At 56.9% G+C, this 25,117-nt stretch carries 26 protein-coding genes and 1 tRNA gene; 14 read left to right on the plus strand and 13 right to left on the minus strand.

Annotated features, from left to right (window positions below; all coding sequences use genetic code 11):
• Positions 1-49 precede the first annotated feature (49 nt).
• On the plus strand, positions 50-682 hold the full coding sequence (locus tag SK62_RS03085; protein ID WP_017382736.1) for a LuxR C-terminal-related transcriptional regulator: 633 nt from the start codon (positions 50-52) through the stop codon (positions 680-682).
• Positions 679-2,463 carry a hybrid sensor histidine kinase/response regulator gene (locus tag SK62_RS03090; protein WP_045910777.1) on the plus strand — a complete coding sequence of 595 codons (1,785 nt, stop codon included), beginning with the start codon at positions 679-681 and terminating at the stop codon, positions 2,461-2,463. Before SK62_RS03085 ends, SK62_RS03090 begins: the two co-directional genes overlap by 4 nt.
• Before the next feature lie 77 nt (positions 2,464-2,540).
• Here SK62_RS03090 and SK62_RS03095 read toward each other — a convergent pair.
• Together SK62_RS03095 and SK62_RS03100 are read right to left on the minus strand one after the other, a co-directional pair.
• Positions 2,541-2,616 (minus strand) — tRNA-Phe (locus SK62_RS03095).
• Positions 2,617-2,711: 95 nt separating this feature from the next.
• A complete protein-coding gene (locus SK62_RS03100) occupies positions 2,712-3,425 on the minus strand; it encodes a DUF554 domain-containing protein (RefSeq protein ID WP_003862452.1) in 714 nt (237 codons plus the stop codon).
• Between the two features lie 181 nt (positions 3,426-3,606).
• On the opposite strand from SK62_RS03100, the gene SK62_RS03105 reads away from it, so the two are divergent.
• Positions 3,607-5,745, plus strand: a complete 2,139-nt coding sequence (locus tag SK62_RS03105; protein ID WP_047719251.1) for an ornithine decarboxylase — start codon at positions 3,607-3,609, stop codon at positions 5,743-5,745.
• Positions 5,746-5,821: 76 nt separating this feature from the next.
• Here the strand turns inward: SK62_RS03105 and SK62_RS03110 are convergent, their stop codons facing one another.
• A complete protein-coding gene (locus SK62_RS03110; protein ID WP_015571854.1) occupies positions 5,822-6,514 on the minus strand; it encodes a response regulator in 693 nt (230 codons plus the stop codon).
• Positions 6,504-8,141 carry an ATP-binding protein gene (locus SK62_RS03115; protein ID WP_017692682.1) on the minus strand — a complete coding sequence of 546 codons (1,638 nt, stop codon included), beginning with the start codon at positions 8,139-8,141 and terminating at the stop codon, positions 6,504-6,506. Before SK62_RS03115 ends, SK62_RS03110 begins: the two co-directional genes overlap by 11 nt.
• A gap of 345 nt (positions 8,142-8,486) precedes the next feature.
• Here SK62_RS03115 and SK62_RS03120 point away from each other — a divergent pair, with 345 nt between their 5' ends.
• Genes SK62_RS03120 through citG form a run of 8 tightly spaced genes read left to right on the plus strand, consistent with a single transcriptional unit; the run spans position 8,487 to position 15,798 of the window.
• Positions 8,487-9,848 carry a 2-hydroxycarboxylate transporter family protein gene (locus tag SK62_RS03120; RefSeq protein WP_015571852.1) on the plus strand — a complete coding sequence of 454 codons (1,362 nt, stop codon included), beginning with the start codon at positions 8,487-8,489 and terminating at the stop codon, positions 9,846-9,848.
• 17 nt (positions 9,849-9,865) lie between these two features.
• Positions 9,866-10,729 carry a fumarylacetoacetate hydrolase family protein gene (locus tag SK62_RS03125; RefSeq protein WP_015571851.1) on the plus strand — a complete coding sequence of 288 codons (864 nt, stop codon included), beginning with the start codon at positions 9,866-9,868 and terminating at the stop codon, positions 10,727-10,729.
• A 13-nt stretch (positions 10,730-10,742) separates the two neighbouring features.
• The gene (gene citC / locus SK62_RS03130) at positions 10,743-11,765 is read left to right on the plus strand and encodes a [citrate (pro-3S)-lyase] ligase (protein ID WP_047719193.1); all 1,023 of its coding nucleotides are present in this window, start codon (positions 10,743-10,745) and stop codon (positions 11,763-11,765) included.
• Positions 11,766-11,781: 16 nt separating this feature from the next.
• Positions 11,782-12,075: a citrate lyase acyl carrier protein gene (citD, locus tag SK62_RS03135; RefSeq protein WP_017382935.1), complete on the plus strand. Its 294-nt coding sequence runs from the start codon at positions 11,782-11,784 to the stop codon at positions 12,073-12,075.
• On the plus strand, positions 12,072-12,947 hold the full coding sequence (citE, locus tag SK62_RS03140) for a citrate (pro-3S)-lyase subunit beta (RefSeq protein WP_045349722.1): 876 nt from the start codon (positions 12,072-12,074) through the stop codon (positions 12,945-12,947). Before citD ends, citE begins: the two co-directional genes overlap by 4 nt.
• A 10-nt stretch (positions 12,948-12,957) precedes the next feature.
• Complete coding sequence (gene citF, locus SK62_RS03145; protein ID WP_047719195.1) at positions 12,958-14,481, plus strand: citrate lyase subunit alpha; 1,524 nt, start codon at positions 12,958-12,960, stop codon at positions 14,479-14,481.
• Positions 14,478-15,017, plus strand: coding sequence for a citrate lyase holo-[acyl-carrier protein] synthase (citX, locus tag SK62_RS03150; RefSeq protein ID WP_045347345.1), 540 nt, complete (start codon positions 14,478-14,480; stop codon positions 15,015-15,017). The genes citF and citX overlap by 4 nt, the downstream gene beginning before the upstream one ends.
• On the plus strand, positions 14,995-15,798 hold the full coding sequence (gene citG / locus SK62_RS03155) for a triphosphoribosyl-dephospho-CoA synthase CitG (protein ID WP_039269791.1): 804 nt from the start codon (positions 14,995-14,997) through the stop codon (positions 15,796-15,798). Before citX ends, citG begins: the two co-directional genes overlap by 23 nt.
• Positions 15,799-15,877: 79 nt before the next feature.
• Here the strand turns inward: citG and SK62_RS03160 are convergent, their stop codons facing one another.
• The 4 genes from SK62_RS03160 to mutY all read right to left on the minus strand — a co-directional run bounded on the left by SK62_RS03160 (position 15,878) and on the right by mutY (position 19,958).
• Positions 15,878-17,134: a nucleoside permease gene (locus tag SK62_RS03160; RefSeq protein WP_015571846.1), complete on the minus strand. Its 1,257-nt coding sequence runs from the start codon at positions 17,132-17,134 to the stop codon at positions 15,878-15,880.
• 271 nt (positions 17,135-17,405) lie between these two features.
• Entirely contained in the window at positions 17,406-18,482 is a 1,077-nt protein-coding gene (gene mltC / locus SK62_RS03165; protein ID WP_017382930.1) for a membrane-bound lytic murein transglycosylase MltC, read from the minus strand.
• A 124-nt stretch (positions 18,483-18,606) separates the two neighbouring features.
• Entirely contained in the window at positions 18,607-18,879 is a 273-nt protein-coding gene (locus SK62_RS03170) for an oxidative damage protection protein (RefSeq protein ID WP_003862425.1), read from the minus strand.
• 26 nt (positions 18,880-18,905) lie between these two features.
• The gene (gene mutY / locus SK62_RS03175; RefSeq protein ID WP_180255539.1) at positions 18,906-19,958 is read right to left on the minus strand and encodes an A/G-specific adenine glycosylase; all 1,053 of its coding nucleotides are present in this window, start codon (positions 19,956-19,958) and stop codon (positions 18,906-18,908) included.
• Positions 19,959-20,102: 144 nt separating this feature from the next.
• Here mutY and trmB point away from each other — a divergent pair, with 144 nt between their 5' ends.
• From trmB to SK62_RS03190, 3 genes are read left to right on the plus strand one after another with little or no spacing between them, the layout of a single operon-like run.
• Positions 20,103-20,822, plus strand: coding sequence for a tRNA (guanosine(46)-N7)-methyltransferase TrmB (gene trmB / locus SK62_RS03180; RefSeq protein WP_047719198.1), 720 nt, complete (start codon positions 20,103-20,105; stop codon positions 20,820-20,822).
• Entirely contained in the window at positions 20,822-21,148 is a 327-nt protein-coding gene (locus tag SK62_RS03185; RefSeq protein ID WP_003862421.1) for a YggL family protein, read from the plus strand. Before trmB ends, SK62_RS03185 begins: the two co-directional genes overlap by 1 nt.
• Before the next feature lie 56 nt (positions 21,149-21,204).
• Complete coding sequence (locus SK62_RS03190; protein WP_003862419.1) at positions 21,205-21,921, plus strand: YggN family protein; 717 nt, start codon at positions 21,205-21,207, stop codon at positions 21,919-21,921.
• Positions 21,922-22,080: 159 nt separating this feature from the next.
• Here the strand turns inward: SK62_RS03190 and SK62_RS03195 are convergent, their stop codons facing one another.
• From SK62_RS03195 to SK62_RS03215, 5 genes are read right to left on the minus strand one after another with little or no spacing between them, the layout of a single operon-like run.
• Positions 22,081-22,443 (minus strand): endonuclease domain-containing protein, encoded by a 363-nt coding sequence (locus tag SK62_RS03195; protein WP_023295414.1) that lies wholly within the window; start codon positions 22,441-22,443, stop codon positions 22,081-22,083.
• A gap of 56 nt (positions 22,444-22,499) precedes the next feature.
• A complete protein-coding gene (gene hemW / locus SK62_RS03200) occupies positions 22,500-23,648 on the minus strand; it encodes a radical SAM family heme chaperone HemW (protein ID WP_032654990.1) in 1,149 nt (382 codons plus the stop codon).
• On the minus strand, positions 23,641-24,234 hold the full coding sequence (locus SK62_RS03205; RefSeq protein ID WP_015571839.1) for an XTP/dITP diphosphatase: 594 nt from the start codon (positions 24,232-24,234) through the stop codon (positions 23,641-23,643). The genes hemW and SK62_RS03205 overlap by 8 nt, the downstream gene beginning before the upstream one ends.
• A 3-nt stretch (positions 24,235-24,237) precedes the next feature.
• On the minus strand, positions 24,238-24,534 hold the full coding sequence (gene yggU, locus SK62_RS03210; RefSeq protein ID WP_023304404.1) for a DUF167 family protein YggU: 297 nt from the start codon (positions 24,532-24,534) through the stop codon (positions 24,238-24,240).
• Positions 24,531-25,097 carry a YggT family protein gene (locus SK62_RS03215; protein ID WP_015571838.1) on the minus strand — a complete coding sequence of 189 codons (567 nt, stop codon included), beginning with the start codon at positions 25,095-25,097 and terminating at the stop codon, positions 24,531-24,533. Before SK62_RS03215 ends, yggU begins: the two co-directional genes overlap by 4 nt.
• Positions 25,098-25,117: the final 20 nt, after the last annotated feature.

The raw sequence follows: 25,117 nt of genomic DNA on the forward strand, positions 1-25,117 counted from the left end.
TAATAATTCATCTGTACTCTAAGATATGCGAAGGTAAAAGGAGGCTCCTTTGGGACAGAATTATGCGTTAGTCGTTGATGACCATCCATTGGTAGCAAGCGGCATCGCCAATTTTCTGATTACACATTGCCATTTTAAGCAGGCGTGTGTGGTGACGAATGAGGATGATTGCTACCGCCAAATTAGGGATCATGGCCCGCCACGTTTGCTGGTAATCGATTTTTGGCTCTCTTCCGGAACGGCCCTGAAATTACTCAAAGAAGTAAAGCAACTTTACCCACAGGTACGACTCCTGGTGGTCAGCGGGGATGACAATAATGATATCTGGCGCAAAGTTAATGCCGCCGGGGGACACGGTTTTGTATTGAAAAGCGAGCCACCTGAGATGTTTTCGCGGGCCGTTTTCGCACTCACTGATAATCAGACATGGTTTCCTGAGGGAAACGAAATTTCCGTTAAGACGAATAATGAGAAGTTAAGTAAATTTAACTTAACGCCGCGACAAATAGACGTGTTAAATATGATTATGCGCGGCCTGCCAAATAAACGCATCGCCGCCCAGCTTTCAATTTCTGAGCCCACGGTCAAAGAACACATCAGCAATATATTGAAAAAGATAGGCGTTAACAGCCGGGTCGAAGCCATCACGCTTCTGCATGGCAAGCAGGAACCGTCGGAATGAGGTTTTTTCAGAGCTTACAAAATGATGGTATCTCTGCTCCGGCGCAGATCCGTTTGCTAAACAACACCTTTCTGCGGCTGGTATTCAGCTTTAGTGCGGTACCCTTTGTTGGTATTCCTTTCGCCATCTGGATTTATATGCTTGGGGATGAACTCGGCCCGACGATTATCTGGATAATTATTTATCTGCTATGTGCCGTGGCGATACGAATATTGCACCGACGCTATCAGCGTGAAGCGAAAGAAAACGGTGAAAGGGACGTTCTGCGACGCTGGCTTCCGCGTATTAATAATATTGCCTTTATTCACGGGCTGGGAATTTCATCACTCTATTTAATTACGCCACAGACGCAGAATTTTGACTTTTTCCTGTTACTTAATATCAGCATTGCCGCCATCGTCGCCGCCAATGCGACGCATCTGACGCCTGTCATCAGTACCTTTACGCGTTTTTTCTTCGCCTCCTGGGGGGTGCTGAACCTCGGTATTATCTGGCGGCTGGATGAGTTGATGTTCATCGTGCTCATGCTGAATCTGCTTTACGGCTTCGCGATTTACCGCCATGCGTTAACTTCCCATGCGTTCTTTATTCAGCAAGCGCTGCTTGAGGAAAAAAGCTCACGCCTTGCGGAACAGTTTCGTCAGGCCAAAGAGGACGCGGAGCAGGCATTGCTGGATAAAAATCAGTTTCTGACCACCGCCAGCCACGATCTGCGCCAGCCCGTACACGCAATGGGCTTTCTGATCGAAGCCATCCTCCACCGAAACCGGGACGACAGCCTGACGCCGCAGCTTCTTGACCTTCAGCAGAGCGTTCGCTCGGTGCATTTAATGCTCAATTCTCTGCTCGATCTGAGCAAAATAGAATCCGGGAATGTCCTCTCTGCCCCGACCAAAGTGGATATCGGTGCTCTGCTCGACTCGGTCATCACGCTGTTTCGTGAAGAGGCCAACAGCCGCGCGCTTAGGCTGTGTATCCGGCGGCCTAAACGCCGTATCGACGTGATGGGCGATCCGCTGCTGGTGCGACAGTCCCTGATTAACCTGATTCAAAACGCCCTTCGCTACACGCTCCAGGGCGGGGTGCTGGTCGCCATCCGACCGCGCGGTGACGAGTGTATGGTGGAGGTGTGGGACACGGGAGTCGGTATCGCCGATGAAGAGAAGGGCAAAATCTTCTCACCTTACTACCGCCCCGAGCTGGCATGGAAGATCGACAGCGCCGGACACGGGCTGGGGCTGGCCGTCGTTGCCCGTTGTGCCAAGCTCATGAAGGTAAAATACGGGATGCAATCCATTGAAGGTAAAGGCTCACGCTTCTGGATGCGCTTTATCCAATATGCTGGCGAAGATAGCGTGCTGGACACCCCGCCCGCCGCTGACAACACCGCCACGCCGGTACGCTATGCGCCGCTGCACGGTTCCTGCCTGGTCGTCGATGACGACCCGCTGGTGACGTCTGCCTGGGAGAGCCTGATGAGCGTCTGGGGAATCGACGTACGCTGTGCGGCCTCGGCTGAAGAAGCGTTTGCCATCATCGACGACGGCTTTACGCCGTTCGCCGTGCTGTGCGACCAGCGCCTGCGATCCGGCGAAAGCGGCTTCGATATCCTGAAGGCGCTTTTTGAACGTCTGCCGGATATGAGCGGCGCGATAGTCAGCGGCGAATTTAATTCACCGGTTCTGCTGGAGGCGGAGCAGGAGGGTTACCTGGTGCTCCGCAAGCCTCTGGAGCCGGCTAAACTGCATGCGCTGCTGACGCAGTGGTCGGGGTGTCGTTAAGGGAATGCAGAAGTGTCGATTCTGGCGGGTTCAGAATGCAAAAACGGACCTCCGTGGAGGTCCGTTAATATAAATTTTGGTGCCCGGACTCGGAATCGAACCAAGGACACGGGGATTTTCAATCCCCTGCTCTACCGACTGAGCTATCCGGGCAACGGGGCGCATTAAACCCGATCCTCCCTCCGGCGTCAACGAAATTTGTTGCTTTCGGAGCAGACTGCACACTCTCTCACCATTTCGTCGCAAACTTAAGCGAAAAAGTGCGTCCAGAGCGCGGAAAGCGGCATCGCGAGCAGCAGGGCAGGGAGCATGTTCACCACTGCAAACATCTTAATGCCACAGATGCGCAGCCCTGTCGCCAGCAGCAACAGGCCGCCGACGGCGGTAAAGTCTGCCATCATCGCTGGCGTTGTCAGCGGCAGGATCAGCGTGGCGCAGGTGGCCAGCGCCAGCTGAATAAGCAACATAGGCACACAAATCGCGGCGACGGCGATGCCGAGGGTGGTGGCAAAAATGGTGGCAGTAAAGAAATCCAGAAACGCTTTCGCAATCAATATGCTGGGATCGCCGGTCATCCCTTCCTGCATCGAACCGAATATCCCCGTGCCGCTGGCGCAGAACAGAATAATGATCGCAACGTAGTTCTGAATAAACGACTCGTGCGTGCCGTGCTTTGCCTTGCCCGGTCGGGCAATCAGATTTTTGGCTTTGCCTACCGCGTGATTAATACCTTTTTCCAGATAGCAAAACTCGCCGATGAGCGCGCCGAGCAGCGTCGCCAGTACCATCACCGGCAGGTTGGCGCATTTCACCACTAAAAGGATACCAATCCCTAACGACGCCAGGCCAAAAATAGAAGGCATGGAGACGCGAATACGCTCCGGCAGGCGCTGACTTAATACTGCCCCAAGTACACCGCCCAGCAATACGGCTCCCGCATTGATAAAGGGTCCAATTACCACGTTTAACTCCTGTTATTTAAGCACTGGCATTGCATGATTATGGCACGTTCGTCCCTGATTACGCTTAGCTTTGGGAGGCGTAACGCATACTGATTCCTTCTTGCACCTGAAAATAAAAGGTGACATGATTGCGCGAATTTTCTCCTTCCTGTCTCACCGTTCGGTGAGGGTGTTTGCGCTTATGAAAACCATGAAAATTGCCGTCAGCCGTGAGCTGGTATCCAAAGTTTCTACGCATCGCGAAAAAGTTATGCTGGATAACACTGATTTCACCGATGTGGCGGCAGTCGTCATTACGGTTGTTGAAAGCTACAGCGGCATTCTCGCATTGCTGAAGCGTACGGGCTTTCAGCTACCGGTATTTATGTTCTCAACAGAGCCAGGAGAGATGCCAGAGGGTGTCACGGCGATCATCTCAGGTAAAGCACAGGAATTGCTGGAACTGGAATCTGCCGCCTGCCGGTATGAAGAGAACCTGCTGCCACCCTTTTTTGACACCCTGAGCCAGTATGTGGCGATGGGAAACAGCACCTTTGCCTGTCCGGGTCACCAGCACGGTGCCTTTTTCAAAAAACACCCGGCGGGGCGGCAGTTCTATGATTTCTTCGGTGAGAACGTTTTTCGCGCCGACATGTGCAACGCCGACGTTAAGCTGGGCGATCTGCTGATCCACGAAGGCTCCGCCAAGCACGCGCAAAAGTTCGCGGCGAAAGTATTCAACGCGGACAAAACCTACTTTGTGCTGAACGGCACGTCGGCGGCCAACAAGGTGGTGACCAACGCGCTGCTGACCCGCGGCGACCTGGTACTGTTCGACCGCAACAACCACAAGTCCAACCATCATGGGGCGCTGATCCAGGCCGGGGCAACGCCTGTCTATCTTGAGGCAGCCCGTAATCCGTTTGGTTTTATCGGCGGGATTGATGAGCACTGCTTTGATGAGGCCTGGCTGCGGGAACTGATCCGTGACGTCGCGCCGCAGAAAGCCGCCGAGGCGCGCCCGTTCCGTCTGGCGATCATTCAGCTCGGCACCTACGATGGCACGATCTACAACGCCCGTCAGGTGATCGACAAGATCGGTCACCTTTGCGACTACATCCTCTTTGACTCCGCCTGGGTCGGCTACGAGCAGTTTATCCCGATGATGGCGGAAACGTCTCCGCTTCTGCTGGAACTGAACGAGAACGATCCGGGAATTTTCGTGACCCAGTCGGTGCACAAGCAGCAGGCCGGGTTCTCGCAAACGTCGCAGATCCATAAAAAGGATAACCATATTCGCGGTCAGTCGCGCTTCTGCCCGCACAAGCGGTTGAACAATGCGTTCATGCTGCATGCCTCCACCAGCCCGTTTTACCCGCTGTTTGCTGCGCTGGACGTGAACGCCAAGATCCACGAGGGCGAGAGCGGACGCAGGCTGTGGGCGGAGTGCGTCGAGCTGGGCATTGAAGCGCGCAAGGCCATCATCGCCAACTGCAATATGATCAAACCGTTTATCCCGCCGGTGGTGGCGGGGCGGCCATGGCAGGATCACCCCACGAAGGCTATCGCCAGCGAGCGTCGCTTCTTTAGTTTTGAACCGGGTGCAAAATGGCACGGTTTTGAAGGCTATGCCCGCGAGCAGTATTTCGTCGATCCGTGCAAGCTGCTGCTGACCACGCCGGGCATTGATGCTGAAACAGGGCACTATACCGATTTCGGCATTCCGGCGACCATTCTCGCCCACTACCTGCGCGAGAACGGCATTGTGCCGGAGAAGTGCGATCTCAACTCCATCCTGTTCCTGCTGACGCCAGCCGAGAGCGCGGAGAAGCTAATGCAGCTCGTGGCAATGCTGGGGCAGTTTGAACAGCATATTGAAGACGACACACCGCTCGCGGATGTGCTTCCGACTATCTATCAGAAATACCCGGTGCGTTACCGCGACTACACGATCCGTCAGCTGTGCCAGGAGATGCACGATCTCTACGTCAGCTTTAACGTGAAGGATTTACAGAAGGCGATGTTCCGTCAGGAGAGCCTGCCGGCCGTGGTGATGAACCCGCAGGATGCCAACCAGGAGTACATTCGCGGGAACGTCGAACTGGTGCGTATTCGTGACGCTGAAGGACGCATTGCCGCCGAAGGTGCGCTGCCATACCCGCCGGGCGTGCTGTGTGTGGTGCCCGGGGAAGTCTGGGGTGGAGCAGTACAGCGCTATTTCCTGGCGCTGGAAGAGGGCATTAATATGCTGCCGGGTTTCTCCCCAGAGTTGCAGGGCGTTTACAGCGAGAAAGATGCGGACGGGATTAAGCGGCTGTATGGATACGTATTGAATGTCTGAACGTAGGCCGGGTAAGCGTTAGCGCCACCCGGCGAGTTGCCCGGTGGCGCAAGCTTACCGGGCCTACAATACTGCGTCAGGCTTCTGCGCGGCGGTACATCCTTCTCGGATGCCCAATCTTCCCGTACAGCATCTCCACTGTCAGAAAACCCACCTCCACGCAGTGTTCCAGATAGCGCCGGGTGGTGGTTTTACTCAGGCCCGTCTCGCTCACCACCTCATCCACCGTAAAACAGTGCGCCGCCTTGTTGTTAAACAGCATTTGCACCCGCGCCAGCGTGTTCTCCTCTATCCCTTTGCTGCCGTTGTCCAGGCGATAGTTTTTCGCCTGCAATTGATAGAGTGAATCTACGTTCTGCTGGTCGACAATCTTCCAGACGCGCTGCTGTTCGGCAAACTGCACAAAACGTTCCAGCGACTGGCTCAGGCGCTTCCAGGAAACCGGCTTGAGGATGTAGTCGAACGCGCCGTTACGAATTGCCTGGCTACAGGTGTCCATATCGCTGGCGGCGGTGATGAAAATCACCGAGCAGTTGGCGCGGGTGAGCATCGGGTTGCTGATAAGGGTGATGCCTTTGCCGTCCGGCAGGTAGTTATCCAGCAGCATCAGCTTCGGCTGTTTGCTCTCCAGTTGTACCTGCGCGTCGGCCAGCGACGCGGCAATCCCCACCAGCCTCAGGCGCGGATGTTTACCGATAAGCTCCGCGTGCAGTTGCGCCAGTTCGTTCTCGTCTTCAACAATCAGTACGTCGATAAGTTCATGTTGCATAGTCGGTATCTTCCAGTTCCTGTACGGGGTGCCGGGCCGTTCCCGTGGCGGGAATAAACAGTGAGAAAATGGCACCGCGTGGGGTGTTATCGGCAACTTCAATTGCACCGCCAGCCTGTGTGACATAGCTTTCAATCAGATACAGGCCAATACCATGATCGCCGCGCGTTTTGGTGGTGATGCCGCGCTCAAAGATCCGGTCGCGGATCTCCGGTGTGATGCCGACGCCCTGGTCGGCGACTTCAATAATCAGTTCCTGCTCGTTCAGCTTTATCAGCACGTCCACCGGGGCATGCGGGAGCGGTGCACGCTGGGTCGCTTCAATGGCGTTATCCAGCAAGTTCCCGATGATCGAGATAAGTTCCGATTCGAGCAGCGGCAGGAACGGTTTATCCACCCGGCAGGCCGGGTCGAAACTCAGCTCAACGCCTTTTTCACGCGCGCGGGCGGCCTTTCCAAGCAGCAAACCACACAGCGTCGGAGAGCTAAAGCGGGACGAGATAAAGTCCAGCAGCTCCTGAGCGTGTTCCGACTGCGCCTGTATGTAGCGAATCGCTTCGTCATAACGGCCCATATGCAGCAGGCCGGACAGCGTAGTCATGCGGTTCAGCTGTTCATGGCGCATGATGCGCAGGTTATCAACGTAGCGCTTCACCTGGCTGAGCTGGGCGCTGAGCGAGTCGATCTCGTTGCGATCGCGAAAGGTGATCACCCAGCCCTGCAACGCATCTTCCAGCATGATCCGCACCCGGCTGGCAATGACCGTGAGATCGTTAAAGCGACAGATCTCATCGTGGGTGTCTTTCGCAAGCATGGTTTGCGCGTTGAAGAACGGGACGGGCGCGATCACCTGGCTGATGAGTTGACCTCGCAGTTCGCGGGCGGGCTGGCGTAAGTCTAATAATTTACGCGCCGCCTGGTTGATCACCTCAATGCGGAGATCGTCGTCGATGGCAATCACCCCTTCATAAATGGATTCCATCATCGCCTTTTGCTGGCGCACCAGCAGGCCGATTTCGCGCGGCTCCAGAGAGAATATCTGCTTCTTGATGCTGCGGGTGAAGAACCAGGAGAAAATAAACAGGGCGATAAGCAGCAGCACGGCGGCAATCAGGATATTAACCACCTTGTTGACGGTGATGGTGTCCAGATAGCTCGTGAGATAGCCTACCGAAACAATCCCCACCACCTGCCCGGCATCATTAAAAATGGGCGCTTTGCTGCGCAGCGAAATGCCTAACCCGCCCTTGCGGATGGTGATGGTGCTTTTGCCGTGTAATACCTCGTCGTTATCTCCGCCAACCAGCGTTTTGCCTACCCGGTCGGCAAACACGGAGTGGAAAAGATGCAGCCCCTTATTGTCACCAATCACAATAAAACTGGCGTCGCTGCGGGCGGCTATTTTCTGCATAAAGTCATGGATACCCAGGATATCCTTTTGTTCGACTTCTTTTCGCAGGGTAGGAATAAGCGCAATTTCTTCGGCCTGTATTTTTGCGCGCGCGCTCATTTCCTGATAAAGCTGCCTGCCGACATCGACATAATAATATCCGCCCAGTAATGCGAACAGCACTGAGAAAAAGGCGACCAGCGAAATAAACAGCTTGATCTGAAACGATACTTTCATAACTATCACGCGAGATATCAACAGGTCGGCTGAATATATCATCTTTTAAGGCCAGGATGCCCGCTTTGCCGAAAACTTGTGATCCCTTGCACAGCGCAGCCTGTAAAAGATTTTTCCGAAAGTCTCATCCTCTTAAGGTTAAATGAATAAATGTTATTTCTTTGTTCAGTTAAGAAAAGAAACCATAAAAACCACGGCAATAAATAAGGCGTAAATCACATTAAATAAAAGAAACCATTAAAACCATAGCGTCCATTAAAACTTCGCTTTTAATATGCCATCCCTCACATAAAGTAAGCCTTTGTGACTCTAAGCTGAACGCACAAAATAACTAAGGGGCTTATTATGAGCACAACTGACGATTCATTCTCTGTTACCCACGACCCGATTGATATTCAGCGGCCATCGCTCAAAGAGCGCTGGTGGCATATTATGGATACCTGGAAAATCGGCATTATTCCTCTGCCGCTGTTCGTTCTGGCGGGCGCGCTGATTGCGATTGATTGCCTGGGCGGAAAACTGCCGAGCGACATTGTGGTCATGGTGGCCACGCTGGCCTTCTTCGGCTTTGCCTGCGGTGAGTTCGGCAAACGCCTGCCGATTGTCGGCAAGCTCGGTGCGGCGGCAATTTGCGCCACCTTTATCCCTTCCGCGCTGGTCTATTACGGCCTGCTGCCGGACGTGGTGGTTGAGTCCACGACCAAATTCTATAAATCCACCAATATTCTCTACCTCTATATCTGCTGCATTATCGTCGGCAGCATCATGAGTATGAACCGCACCGTGCTGATCCAGGGCTTCCTGCGCATCTTCTTCCCGATGCTGTGCGGTGAAATCGTCGGCATGATTGTCGGCATGGGTGTTGGGCTGGCGCTGGGCCTCGAGCCGTTCCAGATCTTCTTCTTTATCATTCTGCCGATCATGGCGGGCGGCGTCGGGGAAGGGGCGATCCCGCTCTCTATCGGCTATGCCACCCTGCTGCATATGGATCAGGGCGTGGCGCTCGGCCGCGTGCTGCCGATGGTGATGCTCGGCGGCCTGACGGCGATCATTATCTCCGGTTGCCTCAACCAGCTCGGTAAACGCTACCCGCACCTGACCGGTGAAGGCCAGCTGATGCCGAATCGCGCCAACGCTGATGCCACTGTTTCCCAACCTGCGTTCTCCGGCAAAGCGGACGTGACGACCATCGCCTCGGGCGCGCTGCTGGCGGTGCTGCTGTACATGCTGGGCATGCTCGGTCACAAGCTGATTGGTCTGCCAGCGCCGGTGGGCATGTTGTTTATGGCGGTGCTGGTGAAGCTCTGCAACGGCGCCTCTCCGCGTCTGCTGGAGGGTTCCCAGGTGGTGTACAAATTCTTCCAGACCTCCGTGACCTACCCAATCCTCTTCGCTGTCGGCGTGGCGATTACCCCATGGCATGAACTGGTGGCGGCGTTCACCGTCAGCAACCTGCTGGTGATTGTCAGCACCGTTTCCGCGCTGGTGGCGACCGGATTCTTCGTTGGCAAAAAGATTGGTATGCACCCGATTGATGTCGCCATCGTCTCCTGCTGTCAGAGCGGGCAGGGTGGCACCGGTGACGTGGCGATCCTGACCGCAGGCAACCGCATGAGCCTGATGCCATTCGCCCAGATTGCTACCCGTATCGGCGGTGCGATTAACGTCTCTGTCTCACTGCTGATTCTGGGCAACTTCCTCGTTTAAGTTTTCAGGAAAGAACAATGAAACTCGCAAGCTTTTTATACCAGGGAAAACGCAGCTACGGCATCGTACAGGCCGAAGGCGTGATTGATTTGGGCCGCCGCCTGGGCGACCGCTATGGCGACCTTAAAGCGCTGTTGCAGGGGAACGGGCTGGCGCAGGCCACCCGTTTTCTGAACGACGCGGTGGATGTACCGCTGAACGCCATCACCTTCTTACCGGTGATTGTCCAGCCGGAAAAAATCCTCTGCGTGGGCATGAACTATGCCGACAAGCGCAAGGAGTTTGACCAGCACAACCCGGCCCCGACGCTGTTTGTCCGCTTCCCGGATTCACAGACCGGCCACAACGAGCCGGTGCTGAAGCCGCGCCACTCCAGCGAGTTCGACTACGAAGGCGAGCTGGCGGTGATCATCGGCAAAGGCGGGGAGAACATCAGCCGCGACGACGCCCTGCGCCACGTGGCGGGCTACAGCTGTTACATGGACGGCTCCGCCCGCGACTGGCAGCACACCTGGTTCACCGCCGGGAAAAACTGGCGGCAGACCGGGGCGTTCGGCCCGTGGATGGCGACGGCGGATGAGATCCCGGACCCGCACAGCCTGGCGATCCGCACCTGGCTGAACGGCCGCATGGTGCAGGAGGACAACACCAGCAGCATGATCCACAAGGTGGCGGAACTGATCGAGTACATCAGCACCTTCACCCGTCTCAGCCCGGGCGACGTGATCATCACCGGCTCGCCTGGCGGCGTGGGTAAAAAGCGCAACCCGCCGCTGTTTATGAAGGAGGGGGATCGCATTGAGGTGGAGATCGAGCATATCGGTCATCTGAGCAACGTGATCGTGGAAGCGCCAGCCGTCGGGCTCGCGGCAGCGCACTGAGTAAGGCGGCAGCATGCAATCGCAACCCATTGATTTTCGGCACACCGTTGTGGCGAAACACCCAGAACGCTTAAGCCAGATCCGCTACCTGCTGGCAGACAGCGGCCTTGGCCTGGACAACGACATCACGCTGTTTGTCGAAGCCTGGTCCGGCGCGCAGCTGGTGGGTTGCGCCGGGCTGGCTGCCAACGTCATCAAATGCGTGGCGGTCAACGAGCAGCTTCGTGGGGAAAACCTCAGCGCGCGTCTGCTGGCAGAGGTGGAAAACGCGGCGCTGGAGCGCGGCCATTTTCACCTCTTCCTCTGCACCCGTCCGTGCAATAAGGAGCGCTTTGGCCGCAGCGGTTTCTGGCCGATTGCCCAGAGCGGGAACAACGCGGTGCTAATGGAGAACACTCCGCAGGGGATCGCGCGCTACTGCCGCTCCCTGCGCGCGAAGCGCAGGTGTGGGGAAAAAACGGGCGCGATCGTGATGAACGCCAATCCCTTCACCCTCGGCCATCGTCATCTGGTGGAGCAGGCGGCGACGCAGTGCGATGCCCTGCATCTGTTTGTGGTGCGTGAAGACGCCTCGTTCTTCCCGTTCAGCGCGCGCCTCGAGATGGTGCGTGCGGGCGTGGCGCATCTGCCGAACGTGGTGGTGCATGAAGGCTCGCAGTACATCATCTCCCGCGCCACCTTCCCGGCCTACTTCCTGAAGGAGACCGGCAAAGTGCAGCAGGCGTGGAGCGAGATCGACGTGCTGATCTTCCGGGACTTTATCGCCCCGGCGCTGGGCATCACGCACCGCTTCATCGGCTCGGAGCCGTTCTGCGACATCACCCGGCAGTACAACCAGACGCTGCACGACCTGCTGGCCTCGCACATCGACGTGGTGGAGATGCCGCGCATCAAGGCCACCGGCAACGCCATTTCGGCCTCGGAAGTGCGCCGTTTACTCAAGACACAGCAGTTTTCCCGGATCCGGGAGATTGTCCCGGACTCCACCTTCGCGCACCTCGAAGCACATTATCGTGCGAGTGCGGAAGTCGCATAACTATCAGGAATTTATCATGAATATTGTAAGGGAGGCGCTGGCCGGAACGCAGGAGTCCAGCGACCTGATGGTGAAAATCGCCCCCGCTCACGGTGAGCTGGAGATTGTCATCCACAGTGAAGTGATTAAGCAGTTTGGCGAGCAAATACGCCAGGTGGTCAACGACACATTGCGCGCCATGAACGTGCACCAGGGATTAATCATTATTGAAGACAAAGGGGCGCTGGACTGTGTGATCCGCGCTCGCCTGCAAAGCGCGCTTCTGCGTGCCGCCGATGAACAGGCCATCAACTGGGGGGCGCTGAAATGAGCAAACTCCGCCGCAGTATGCTGTTCCTGCCAGGCGCCAATGCCGCCATGCTCTCTACCGCCTTTATCTACCGCCCCGACTCCATCATGTTTGACCTTGAGGACGCCGTGGCCCTGCGCGAGAAAGACACCGCACGCATGCTGGTGTTCCACGCGTTGCAGCACCCGATGTATCAGGATATCGAAACCGTGGTGCGCATTAACCCGCTGAGCACGCCGTTTGGCCTGCTGGATCTGGAGGCCGCCGTGCGCGCGGGCGTGGACGTTATTCGTCTGCCGAAAACCGACACGCCGGACGACATCTACGAGCTGGAAGGCCACCTCGAGCGCATTGAGCAGGCGTGCGGGCGTGAGGTGGGTTCTACCCGCGTGATGGCGGCGATTGAATCGGCCATTGGCGTTATCAACGCCGTGGCGATTGCCCGCAGCTCCCCGCGCCTGATCGGCATCGCGCTGGCCGCCTTTGACTACGTGATGGACATGCAGACCGAGCGCGGCGACGGCACCGAGCTGTTCTATGCCCGCTGCGCCGTGCTGCACGCCGCACGCGCCGCCGGTATCGACGCCTTCGACGTGGTGTGGTCCGACGTTAACGACGAAGCCGGGTTCCTGCGCGAGGTCGACCTGATCCGCAAGATGGGCTTCAACGGCAAATCGCTGATTAACCCGCGCCAGATAGACCTGCTGCACAACGCCTACGCCCCGACTCAGGAAGAGGTGGATCACGCCAAAAGGGTGATTGAGGCGGCAGAAGAGGGCGAGCGTAACGGCCTGGGCGTGGTGTCGCTCAACGGCAAAATGGTGGATGCACCGATTATTAACCACGCGCAGGTGGTGCTGGAGCGCGCGGCGGCCTCTGGCGTGCGTCGGTAAGGATGACATAATGAATCAGACAGAACTTCTCCATGTAAATTTCCCCCATCTGCGGGATCTGAAACCCTTTGATACCGCCCACAGCGCGACGCCGTGGCTGGCGGACAGCGAGGCGAAGCACAGCCGCAAGCTCTGCGCCTCAATTGAAGAGGCGGTTAAGCGCAGCGGCTTGCAGGACGGGATGACCATCTCCTTCCACCATGCCTTTCGCGAAGGCGACCGGGTGATCAACACCGTCGTGGCGCTGCTGGCGCGGATGGGCTTCAAAAATCTGACCCTGGCTTCCAGCTCGCTGATGACCTGCAATGACGCGCTGATCGAGCATATCGAGAGTGGCGTCATCACCCGGATTTACACCTCCGGCATGCGCGGCAGGCTGGCGGATGCCATCTCCCACGGGCTAATGGACGAGCCGGTACAAATTCACTCCCACGGCGGGCGCGTGAAGCTGCTCCAGGACGGCGAACTGAGCATCGACGTGGCATTTCTTGGCGTGCCGTGCAGCGATGAGTTTGGCAACGCCAACGGCACGCACGGAAAATCGTGCTGCGGTTCGCTGGGCTACGCCATGGTGGACGCGCACTTTGCCCGTAAGGTGGTGCTGCTGACGGAAGAACTGGTGCCGTTCCCCAATATGCCCGCCAGCCTGGTGCAGGATCAGGTGGACTACATCGTGCAGGTGGAGAGCGTGGGCGACCCGGCGAAAATCAGCGTCGGCGCGGCGCGCGTCACCAGCAACCCGCGCGAGCTGATGATCGCCCGCTATGCGGCGGACGTGATTGAACACTCTGGCTATTTCAAACCAGGCTTCTCGATGCAGACCGGCTCCGGCGCGGCGGCCACCGCCTGCACCCGTTTTATGGAAGAGAAGATGGAGCGCAGCGGCGTGAAGGCGCGCTTCGCCCTTGGCGGCATCACCGGCAGCCTGGTGGATCTGCACGAGAAGGGGCTCATCGAAAAGCTGCTCGACACCCAGTGCTTTGACGGCCAGGCTGCGGCCTCGCTGGCGCGCAATCCGAACCACGTGGAGATCTCCACCAACGTCTACGCCAACCCCGGCAGCAAGGCGGCAAGCTGCGACCAGCTCGACGTGGTGATCCTCAGCGCCCTGGAAATCGACGTCGACTTTAACGTTAATGTCATCACCGGCTCCGATGGCGTGATGCGTGGCGCATCCGGCGGACACTGCGACGTGGCGGCGGCAGCCAACCTGACCATTGTGGTCGCGCCGCTGCTGCGAAGCCGCATCCCGACGGTCGTGAAGCGCGTTACCACCCGCCTCACGCCGGGGGAGAGCATTGACGTGCTGGTCACCGACCACGGTATTGCGGTCAACCCGGCGCGCCCGGAGATCCGCGAGCGACTCATGGAAGCAGGGCTGAAGGTTGTAGATATCAACGCGCTGTATGAGCGAGCGATTTCGTTGACAGGCGTACCGAAACCGATTGAGTTCACCGACAAAATCGTCGGGGTGATCCGCTACCGCGACGGCAGCGTGATCGACACCGTTCGACAGGTAAAGGAGGAAGTGTGACTATTGCGACACCCGTGCGGACGGTTGTCAGCCTGGACGAACTGCTGGCGGCGAAAGAGCGCCGCGCAGCGCGCCAGGCTGACATGCTTGCGCACTATCAACAACCGGTGATCTCCCTCACGCTGGTTACGCCCGGGGAAATCAAAGACAGCCTTCGCTATCGCAACACCATGGGCGTGGCGCTGCAAATGTGCGACCAGCTGCTGTGGGAAAACCGCTGGCAGGTGCTGGACCGTAAGGTGCTGTGGCTACCCACCGGACCTGAAGCCTTGTGGTGCATCGCGCATCCGGCGGCGGAAATTAAGGCGCACTGTGCAGAACTGGAGCAGACGCACCCACTCGGCAGGCTGTGGGATCTGGATGTGATCTGCCCTGAAAACGGCCACGTCGGGCGTCAGTCGCTGGGGGCGAATCTCAGACGCTGCCTGATCTGTGACGAGCCCGCCCACGCCTGTTCCCGTTCGCGCAATCACCCCGCTGAGCAGGTGGTTTCCCGCGTGGAGAAGATGATCGATGACTGGTTTGCTCGCGACTGAACCGCGCCCGGTTGATCTCCCTGCGCTTGCCGCAGAGGCGCTGTGGCAGGAGCTGGAGCTGACGCCAAAACCGGGGCTGGTGGACAGGCTCAATAACGGCTCCCATCGCGATATGGACCATGCCTTGTTTGTCCGCAGCATTATGGCGATTACGCCGTGGTTTGCCCGGTTTGCGGAACTGGGTGAAGCACATGCGGCCAAACCTGCCGATCGGCAGTTGCGGATTCTTCGCCCAATGGGAATGGCCTGCGAGCAGGCAATGTACGCCGCCACGGGCGGGGTAAATACCCACAAGGGCGGGATTTTTGCCCTCGGTTTGCTCTGCTTCGCCGCCGGGCGTGTGAAAAATATCTCTGCGGATAGCCTCTGTTGTGAGGTAAGTAACATCTGTCATGGGCTGGTGGCGAGGGAGCTGGCCGGGCGCAGTGGGCAGGCAACGGCGGGGGAGCGGCAGTTTCAGCTGTACGGTTTAACCGGCGCGCGTGGCGAGGCGGAAAGCGGCTTTGCCACGGTGCGTAAGGCTTTGGATGCGTGGAACGGTCAGTCGCTTCACGGCCTGCTGTTGCGCCTGATGGCGGTAAATCAGGACAGCAATCTCGTTTCGCGCGGCGGCATTGAGGGGCTGCGCTACGTTCAGGGCTACGCGCGGGAATTACTGGCTAACGGCTGGGACTGCGAGGCGTTGCTGAAGATGGATAAGGCATTGATTGAACGCAACCTGAGCCCGGGCGGCAGCGCGGATTTGCTGTCGGTGGGGTGGGTGCTTTCTGGAATAAAATAGCCGGGTGGCGGCTACGCCTTACCCGGCCTACGGTCTGGTTTTCCAGGCCCGGTAAGCGCAGCGCCACCGGGCACAACAATCAATGCGCGATCGGCTGTGCACCGTGCGGCTCGCGCACGTGCTTGTACTTGAACAGCGCGATGAACGCGAAGAACAGCACCAGCGAGTACCCGGCGAAGATCAGCCACACTGGTTGCCAGTTGGTGATGCCGTTAGTGGTATACATCTCAACCACTTTGCCGCTCACCACGCCGCCCAGAATACAGCCGAAGCCGTTGGTCATCATCAGGAACATGCCCTGCGCACTGGCGCGGATTTCAGGCTTCACCTCTTTTTCCACAAACACCGAGCCGGAGATGTTGAAGAAGTCGAAGGCACAGCCGTAAACAATCATCGACAGAACCAGCAGCACGGTGCCGAACGCGCTCGGGTCGCCATAGGCGAACAGACCGAAGCGCAACATCCAGGCGGCGATACTGATCAGCATGACGTTCTTGATACCGTAGCGGCTCAGGAAGAACGGGATGGTCAGGATGAACAGCGTCTCGGAGATCTGCGAGATGGACATCATCACCGACGCGTGTTCGACGATAAAGCTCCCGGCAAACAGCGGATCGTTATCGAAGCTGTGCAGGAAGGTATTACCGAACATGTTGGTGATTTGCAGTTCCGCGCCCAGCAGCATGGAGAAGATAAAGAAGATCGCCATGCGCTTGTTTTTAAACAGTGCGAAGGCGTCCAGGCCAAGCATGGTGCTCCAGCTCTGGTTTTTCTGCTGATTAGATACCGGAATGGTGGGCAGTGTCAGGGTGAACAGCGCCAGCAGTACGGAGAGCGCTGCGCCGATGTAGAGCTGCATATGGCTCAGCTCGAAGCCCGCGAAGCTCACGCCCCACATCGCCATGATAAAGCCGATGGTGCCCCAGATACGGATTGGCGGGAAGTCGGTGACGATATCCAGACCGGCAGATTTCAGGCGATAGTAGGAGATGGTGTTGATCAGGCCAAGCGTTGGCATATAGGCCAGCGAGTTAAGCAGGATCACCATGAACATCGCCCCCGGCGTGGTCACTTCGGCCGCCATAAACAGCGTCCCCGCACCCACCAGGTGGCAAAGCATATACAGCCATTTCGCGCTTAGCCATTTATCCGCCACGATACCGAGCAGCGTTGGCATGAAGACAGCCGCAATACCCAGCGAGCTGTAAACGGCACCGATCGACGCACCATCGAACTTGAGCGTCACAAACATATAGGAGCCGAGTGTAGTCAGCCAGCTACCCCACAGGCAGAACTGCAGAAACGACAAGATTTTAAGCTGCAGCTTAAGGTTCATGTTACTTTCCTCACAAGTGAGCGGGAGATATGTTGTTTTGGGAACATTCAGGGTTGTTATTTGATGCAATTCTATCAGTTGGCAACGATATGTTTTGTTACCTCCCGCAAAAAAATGCAATCCACATTAATTTGCAGTCTGGATTGTGATGCAAATAGCATTTTCGTATGGGTGGGATGAGATGGGTGCGGTCTGATGCCCTCACCCTGGCCCTCTCCCACAGGGAGAGGGGAAGCAGAACACCTTCTCATTGCAGGAGAAGGTGTGTTGACTAGCGGCGACGGTAGTTCTTCTGCGCCGTATTCACCTTATACAGATAGCGGCGTGATTCCGCAGACGGGTGGCGGGTGGTGAGGGTTGAGTAGACATCCCCCGGCGCCATGCTGTTGATGATGTTCGCGGCCTGCACTTTGTCATTTGAGAAGACGCGCAGCACGCTGCCCGCGCCACCGTTATAGGCGGTGATCACCGCATAGCGGCGTGAGGTTGGGTTATCAATCCCGCCCAGGTAGACATTGTTCAGCATCGCCAGGTAGGCCGTACCGGTATCAATGTTGCTTTGCGGATCGAACAGGTAGCTGCGGCTCGGCGTGCCGGATTTCCCCTGTGCGCGGAACACGTCTTTACCGGCGCTGTGCTGTACAACCTGCATCAGCCCCAGCGCGTCGGAACGGCTTACCGCGTAGGGGTTGAACGAGGACTCGGTCTGCATAATCGCCAGGATCAGCGACTCATCCACGCCATACTTACGCGACGCCTGACGCACCATGCCCAGATACTTATGCGCACGCTTGTCGAGGTGGTTCGGCACCAGGTTGATCGTGACGCTGTAGATCACTTTCAGGCCGTTGGTGCGGCTTTTCAGGCGCGTTTGCAGCAGGTAGTCGGCAAATTTCGTGGCGCGGCCTTCCCAGCGGATCGGCTGACCGGTCTGGTCAACGACCTGGCCATACAGAAACGGCTCTTTGGAGATGGTGATGTCATCGGCATCAGAGTAGAGGTCGATAGACCCCGGATCGTCGCCCATCAGCAGGGTTTTGATGATGGCCTGACGTAAATGCGCCGCAGGTTCAGTCCCTGCGATGGTTTCAACCGTAATCGTACCGTCATCGAAGTTGATGTGGCTACGGGTCTGATAGGCGTCGGTGTACTTAACGTAGTCCTTCGGTCCGGCAATAAGAACTTCGTTAAATCCCCATATGTTCTCGATGTTGTGGGCAAACTGCCCCATCAAAATGTCAAAACCGTTGGTGTCCTTGACCCAGGCTTCGTTGTATTCATCGCCTTTTTTGGAAGAACAAGACACAAGCAACGGCGCAACAAGGGCTAGCGCTAAAAGTTTTTTCATCATTCCGGGAGTGCGTGTTGTGTTTGCTTTGGGGTTGCTGTTGCCGGGTGGCGCTGCGCTTTCCCGGCCTACAAAACCGTAGGCCCGTGCAAGCGCAGCGCCGCCGGGCAGCAGCCGCAGAGTATTATTTTTCCGGTGGCGTATAGCCTTCGATATGGACGTCTTTACCTTCGAACAGGAAGTTCACCATCTCCTGCTCCAGCAGTTTGCGGTGTTCCGGGTTCATCATGCTGAGCTTTTTCTCGTTGATCAGCATGGTCTGCTTCTTCTGCCACTGTCCCCAGGCTTCTTTGGAGATCTCGTTGTAAATGCGCTTACCCAGGTCGCCCGGGTAGAGCTGGAAATCCTGGCCTTCAGCGTCGCGCTGTAGGAAAGTACAAAAAATGGTTCTGGCCATACTCATTCCTCTTTGTCTTGCCGATGCTAAACCATTGCACCGACACGTAATTGCTGTAACAGGCGCTCCACGGGAGCCGCCAGCCCGACTGATGGCGGTTGCGCTAAGTTATACCAGAGAGCGGTGCCTTCATCCATGCACGACGTGAATGAGGACACGGGAAGCCACATCGGCACAATATCCAGATGGAAATGGCTGAAGGTATGACGGAACGCGTTGAGTTGCGTCAGGGTATCGGCCGCAATGCCGCGCTGTTCAAGCCATGCCCGAAGCGAGGCTTCATCCTCAAACTGTGGGAAGCAGTATAGACCACCCCACAGGCCACTCGGCGGGCGCTGAGCGAGAAACACCTCATCGCCATGCTGCATCAGCAGCATGTACCCGGTGCGTTCAGGCAGCGTCTGCTTCGGTTTTTTCCCCGGATACTGCGCCCAGTTGTGGTTCGCATACGCCACGCAGAGGTTGTTTACCGGGCAGAGTTCGCACTTCGGTTTTGAACGGGTGCAGACCATCGCGCCCAGATCCATCATCGCCTGGTTAAAACGCTCCACCCCTTTCGCCGGAGTGACCGCTTCACTGATCTCCCACAGGCGTTTCTCAACCTCTTTCTTGCCCGGCCAGCCATCTACGGCGTAGCAGCGTGCGAGCACGCGCTTGACGTTGCCGTCGAGAATAGGGAAATGTTTGCCTAAAGAGAGGGAGAGGATTGCGCCTGCGGTTGAACGCCCGACGCCGGGCAAATCCGCCACCTCGTCAAAGGTCTCCGGGAATTTACCGTTGTGGCGGGTGGCGACCTGCTGTGCGGCTTTGTGCAGGTTGCGCGCGCGGGCGTAATAGCCGAGGCCTGTCCACAGGTGCAGTACCTCGTCCAGCGGCGCGTTGGCCAGATCGGTGATTGTCGGGAAGCGCGCCATAAAACGCTCGAAGTAAGGAATGACCGTCGCGACCTGCGTTTGTTGCAACATCACCTCGGAGAGCCATACTTTGTACGGCGTTTTTTCAATTTGCCAGGGCAGGGTTTTACGCCCGTATTTGTCGTACCAGTCCAGCACCTGGGCTGAAAATTGAGAGGCTTGCATGGTCATCGATTCGCTTAATCAGGGACGCAGATTGCAGCACAGCGTCAATCTGCTGTAAACCGGATCTTTCCCATGCTTGCATAGAAGCCTTAACTTTGGATAATGCCCGTTTCCCGAACATTCTCACAAGCAGACAACTCTTTTATGAAAAACGACGTCATTTCACCGGAATTTGATGAAAACGGTCGCCCGCTGCGCCGTATTCGCAGCTTTGTCCGCCGTCAGGGGCGCCTGACAAAAGGGCAGCAACACGCGCTGGACAACTACTGGCCGGTGATGGGCGTTGAGTTCAGCGAGCAACCGCTCGACTTCGCCGACCTGTTTGGCCGCGACGCGCCAGTGACGCTGGAGATTGGTTTTGGCATGGGCACCTCGCTGGTGACCATGGCAAAAGCGCGCCCGGAGCAGAACTTCCTCGGTATCGAAGTACACTCGCCGGGCGTCGGCGCGTGCCTGGCAACGGCCCACGAAGAGGGCGTTGAGAACCTGCGCGTCATGTGTCACGACGCGGTGGAAGTGCTGCACAAAATGATTCCTGACAATTCTTTGGACATGGTTCAGCTCTTTTTCCCTGACCCATGGCACAAAGCGCGTCATAATAAACGCCGTATCGTTCAGGCGCCGTTTGCCGAGCTGGTGAAAAGTAAGCTCAAGCTGGGCGGCGTTTTCCACATGGCAACCGACTGGGAACCTTATGCGGAACATATGCTGGAAGTGATGTCGTCCCTGGACGGGTATAAAAATCAGTCTGAAAGCAACGACTACGTACCGCGTCCGGATTCACGTCCGGTGACAAAATTTGAACAGCGTGGCCATCGTCTTGGTCACGGCGTATGGGACTTAATGTTCGAGAGGGTGAAATAATGGCAAAGAATCGTAGCCGTCGTCTGCGTAAAAAGATGCACATCGAAGAATTCCAGGAAGTGGGTTTCTCCGTTGCCTGGCGTTTCCCGGAAGGCACCAGCGTTGAGCAGATCGATCAAGACGTTGATGCATTCATCAACGAGGTGATCGAGCCAAACAAGCTGGCCTTCGACGGTAGCGGCTATCTGGCGTGGGAAGGTCTGATTTGCACCCAGGAAGTGGGGAAATGCACCGAAGAGCATCAGGCGCTGGTACGCAAATGGCTTGAAGACCACAAACTGGAAGATGTCCGCGTTAGCGAACTTTTCGACGTTTGGTGGGACTAATAAAGCAAGAACGGGCCAGCATTAGCTGGCCCATTTTGTCTGAGGGAGTGTTAAAGATGCGCAAAACGTTGCTGGCTGTTGCATTACTGGCAATCGGATCCACCGCCCATGCGGAGTATAAATGTAGCGTCACCCCGCGTGATGACGTGGTGCTGAGTCCGCAAACCGTGCAGGTTAAGGGCGAGAATGGCAATCTGGTGATTACGCCGGATGGCAACGTGACCTTTAACGGCAAACCGCAAAACCTGACGGCCGCTCAGCGCGAGCAGGCGATGGACTACCAGGCCGAGTTGCGTACCGCGCTGCCCTGGATCAACGATGGCGCGCTGACCCGCGTCGAGAAAAGCCGCGTGGCGCTGGATAAAATCATCACCAAAGAGGTGGGGGAGAGCAGCAATATGCGCACCCGCCTGACGAAGCTGGATAAACAGCTGAAAGAGCAGATGAACCGTATTATCGAGACGCGCTCTGATGGCCTGACGTTCCACTATAAGGCGATCGATCAGGTGCGTGCCGACGGTCAGCAGCTGGTGAACCAGGCGATGGGCGGCATTCTCCAGGACAGCATCAACGAGATGGGCGCCAAAGCGGTGCTGAAGGGTGGCGGTAATCCGTTGCAGGGTGTACTGGGTAGCCTGGGCGGACTGCAAACCTCGATTCAGAACGAGTGGAAGAATCAGGAAGCCGATTTCCAGCAGTTCGGCAAAGACGTGTGTAAACGCGTGGTGTCGCTGGAAGACAGCCGGAAGGCGCTGGTGGGGACGCTGAAGTAATTCACTTAGCCCCTCACCCTAACCCTCTCCCCAAAGGGGCGAGGGAATAGTTTGCTCCCTCACTTTAACCCTTTCCCTAAAGGGGCGAGGGAATAGTTTGCGCCCTCACATTAACCCTTTTCCTAAAGGGGCGAGGGGATGGTTTGCCCCCTCTCCCTTTCAGGGAGAGGGCCGGGGTGAGGGTTGCAGCGCTTGCAGCGTTTCAAGGATCCTTTCTAACACCGCCTCTTCGTTATTCCAGAGTTCGTTGTTCCAGAATCGAATAACGTGCCAGCCCTTATGGTTTAACCACAATGTCCTTTGTCGATCGTATTCCAGCTTTTCATCATGTTGTCCGCCATCTAGCTCAACGGCCAGCCGAGCCGCGCAACAGGCGAAATCCAGAATGTAGTGACCTACCGGGTGCTGTCGGCGAAATTTATAATTTTCGAAACGGCGGCTGCGCAGTAAATACCAAAGCCGCCTTTCTTCCTGTGTCAGCTCGCGTCTGAGCTGTTTTGCATAAGAACGAGTAATTTCCATCCCCACACTCTGCCAGCCTTTCCCTCAGCCAGCAGAACGGGATGTAAAATTCTGAATCAGCCTTCAGGATTTTCAGCGAGGAACAGCTCAAGAAGGGAGTTTAAGAACAGCTTGCCGTGCTCGGTGATCTGCCAGGACTCATCACACTCGGTCAGATACCCCTGCGCCAGCGCCTCGTCAATCTGCGGACGAATCACCGACTCCGGCAGCCCGGTGTAGAGCGCAAACTCCGCGCGCGGTGCGGCTTCCAGCAGACGGAAGCGGTTCATAAAGAACTCAAACGGTTTATCCGCCGCCTCGACGTCGTGCTGACGCTCCAGGTAGCGACCTTCCATATACCCGCGCGGATGACGGGTTTTAGCGGTACGCAGAATGCGTCCGTCCGGGAAGGTCACTTTGCCATGTGCGCCGCAGCCAATTCCCAGATAATCACCAAAACGCCAGTAGTTCAGATTGTGCTGACACTGATAGCCCGGCTTCGCATACGCCGACGTTTCGTATTGCTGATACCCCGCCGCGGTCAAAAGCTGGTGGCCCTGCTCGAAGATATCCCACAGCGCGTCGTCGTCCGGCAGCACCGGAGGACGGGAACCAAACAGGGTGTTCGGCTCAATGGTCAGCTGATACCACGACAGATGCGGCGGATTCAGTTCAATCGCCTGACGCAGGTCGTCCAGCGCTTCTTCGAGAGACTGATCCGGCAGGCCGTGCATCAGGTCGAGGTTAAAGCTGCGCAGCCCAAGCCCTGTTGCCAGGTTTGCCGCGCGCTTTGCCTCTTCCGGACCGTGGATACGCCCCAGACGCTTCAGCTTTGGCTCGCTAAAGCTCTGCACGCCGATAGAGATACGGTTCACGCCCGCGCGTTGATACTCGACAAAACGATCGGCCTCAACGGTACCGGGGTTGGCTTCCATCGTAATTTCAGCATCCACTGCCAGGTTCAGGCGTGCGCGCACGCCATCCAGCAGCGTCTGCATCGCCGGGCCTGAAAGAAGGCTCGGTGTACCGCCACCAATAAAAATGGTCTTCACTTCACGTCCCTGTGCGTACGGTACATCAGCATCCAGATCGGCCAGCAGATGCGCGACGTAATCATCGTGCGGCACTTCGCCCTTCAGCGCGTGCGAGTTGAAATCGCAGTACGGGCATTTCTGCACGCACCATGGGATGTGAATATAAAGACTCAGAGGCGGCAAATTAGCCATTACGCAGTGCTTCCAGTAACAGTTTCAGGGCGCGTCCACGATGGGAGATCGCGCTTTTCTCTTCGCGGGTGAGTTCCGCAGCGGTTTTGCCCTCGGTCGGGACAAAGAAAATCGGGTCGTAACCAAAGCCGCCGTTGCCCGCCGCTTCACGGGTGATCACGCCCGGCCAGCTGCCGTGACAGACAATCGGCGTGGGATCTTCCGCGTGACGCATGTAGACCAGCACGCAGTGGAACTGCGCGGTACGCTGTTCGTCAGGGACGTCTTTCAGGGCCACAAGCAGCTTTTCCAGATTCTGCTGGTCGGTGGCGTCCACCCCGGAATAGCGGGCGGAGTAAATCCCCGGCGCACCGCCCAGAAAATCCACGGCCAGACCGGAGTCATCGGCTATCGCGGGCAGTCCGGTGATCTGCGCGGCGTGGCGCGCTTTCAGAATGGCGTTTTCGATAAACGTCAGGCCGGTCTCTTCGGCGGAGTCCACGCCCAGCTCGGTCTGGGCCACCACGTCCAGCCCAAAATCATTTAATAGCGAGGCCAGCTCGCGCACTTTACCGGCGTTACCGGTGGCGAGAACAACTTTCTGCATGGTTTAGTCCTGTTCTTTCAGAGCCGCGACTTCCGTCGGGATAGATTGCGGGTTAAGGATTTTTACCTGTTTATGCCGGCCAAGTTCACCTTTCTCAATGATGACCTGACTTTTAGCGACGCGAAACTGTTTAGCCAGATATTTGGTCAGATGCGCATTCGCCTGGCCGTCAACCGGCGGGGCAGTGATGGCGACTTTTAGCTCGTCGCCATGCAGCCCAACAATACTGTCGCGGCTGGCTTTCGGCTGAATGTACAGCCGCAAAACCAGCCCGTCGGCGCAGGGGCTAACTGCACTCATAACGCCATCCACAGCCCCGGCAGCAGCATATTACCCGTCGCCTGTAACAGTTCCGCGATACCCATATTCAGCACGTACAGCAGCAGAACGAGAAGCATCGGGGAGAAGTCGATTCCGCCCATTGCAGGCAGCAGGCTACGAATCGGGCGCAGCAACGGTTCAGTCAGCTGAATCAACGCGTACTCCACCGGGCTACGGCCCCGGCTTACCCAGCTCATGATCGCCATCACCAGCAGGACCCAGAAGATCAGCGAGCCGACGGTTTTAACCAGGATCAGAACGGCTGAAATCCAGATAATCGGCTGGAAAGTGATGACCATAAACAGCACGATCGCTTTGATAACGCTCAGAATAAACGCCATCAGCAGAGATGAACTGTCAATTGGCCCCATTGCCGGAATGACGCGGCGAAGCGGCCCCACAACGGGCTGCGTGATTTTCACGATAAATTGTGAGAATGGATTGTAAAAATCACAACGGGCCCACTGCATCCAGACGCGCAACAGCAGCGCCATCGTATACAGTTCAATGACCGTTGAAAGCAGGAAAGTCAACGTCTTCATGGCGTTCCTCAGGTTTCCTT

The sequence above is a fragment of the Enterobacter sp. BIDMC109 genome (assembly GCF_001037885.1).
Taxonomy (GTDB): Bacteria; Pseudomonadota; Gammaproteobacteria; order Enterobacterales; family Enterobacteriaceae; genus Enterobacter; species Enterobacter hormaechei_C.

Bases quoted from the DNA above. Each gene is read 5' to 3' on its own strand.
- SK62_RS03205 (WP_015571839.1), bottom strand. From the start codon at position 24,234: ATGCAGAAAGTTGTTCTCGCCACCGGTAACGCCGGTAAAGTGCGCGAG.
- citD (WP_017382935.1), top strand. From the start codon at position 11,782: ATGAATATTGTAAGGGAGGCGCTGGCCGGAACGCAGGAGTCCAGCGAC.
- SK62_RS03170 (WP_003862425.1), bottom strand. From the start codon at position 18,879: ATGGCCAGAACCATTTTTTGTACTTTCCTACAGCGCGACGCTGAAGGC.
- yggU (WP_023304404.1), bottom strand. From the start codon at position 24,534: ATGAGTGCAGTTAGCCCCTGCGCCGACGGGCTGGTTTTGCGGCTGTAC.
- SK62_RS03125 (WP_015571851.1), top strand. From the start codon at position 9,866: ATGAAACTCGCAAGCTTTTTATACCAGGGAAAACGCAGCTACGGCATC.
- mltC (WP_017382930.1), bottom strand. From the start codon at position 18,482: ATGAAAAAACTTTTAGCGCTAGCCCTTGTTGCGCCGTTGCTTGTGTCT.
- SK62_RS03185 (WP_003862421.1), top strand. From the start codon at position 20,822: ATGGCAAAGAATCGTAGCCGTCGTCTGCGTAAAAAGATGCACATCGAA.
- SK62_RS03215 (WP_015571838.1), bottom strand. From the start codon at position 25,097: ATGAAGACGTTGACTTTCCTGCTTTCAACGGTCATTGAACTGTATACG.
- trmB (WP_047719198.1), top strand. From the start codon at position 20,103: ATGAAAAACGACGTCATTTCACCGGAATTTGATGAAAACGGTCGCCCG.
- SK62_RS03105 (WP_047719251.1), top strand. From the start codon at position 3,607: ATGAAAACCATGAAAATTGCCGTCAGCCGTGAGCTGGTATCCAAAGTT.
- citE (WP_045349722.1), top strand. From the start codon at position 12,072: ATGAGCAAACTCCGCCGCAGTATGCTGTTCCTGCCAGGCGCCAATGCC.
- citG (WP_039269791.1), top strand. From the start codon at position 14,995: ATGACTGGTTTGCTCGCGACTGAACCGCGCCCGGTTGATCTCCCTGCG.
- citC (WP_047719193.1), top strand. From the start codon at position 10,743: ATGCAATCGCAACCCATTGATTTTCGGCACACCGTTGTGGCGAAACAC.
- SK62_RS03195 (WP_023295414.1), bottom strand. From the start codon at position 22,443: ATGGAAATTACTCGTTCTTATGCAAAACAGCTCAGACGCGAGCTGACA.
- mutY (WP_180255539.1), bottom strand. From the start codon at position 19,958: ATGCAAGCCTCTCAATTTTCAGCCCAGGTGCTGGACTGGTACGACAAA.
- SK62_RS03120 (WP_015571852.1), top strand. From the start codon at position 8,487: ATGAGCACAACTGACGATTCATTCTCTGTTACCCACGACCCGATTGAT.
- hemW (WP_032654990.1), bottom strand. From the start codon at position 23,648: ATGGCTAATTTGCCGCCTCTGAGTCTTTATATTCACATCCCATGGTGC.
- SK62_RS03110 (WP_015571854.1), bottom strand. From the start codon at position 6,514: ATGCAACATGAACTTATCGACGTACTGATTGTTGAAGACGAGAACGAA.
- SK62_RS03160 (WP_015571846.1), bottom strand. From the start codon at position 17,134: ATGAACCTTAAGCTGCAGCTTAAAATCTTGTCGTTTCTGCAGTTCTGC.
- SK62_RS03090 (WP_045910777.1), top strand. From the start codon at position 679: ATGAGGTTTTTTCAGAGCTTACAAAATGATGGTATCTCTGCTCCGGCG.
- SK62_RS03190 (WP_003862419.1), top strand. From the start codon at position 21,205: ATGCGCAAAACGTTGCTGGCTGTTGCATTACTGGCAATCGGATCCACC.
- SK62_RS03115 (WP_017692682.1), bottom strand. From the start codon at position 8,141: ATGAAAGTATCGTTTCAGATCAAGCTGTTTATTTCGCTGGTCGCCTTT.
- citF (WP_047719195.1), top strand. From the start codon at position 12,958: ATGAATCAGACAGAACTTCTCCATGTAAATTTCCCCCATCTGCGGGAT.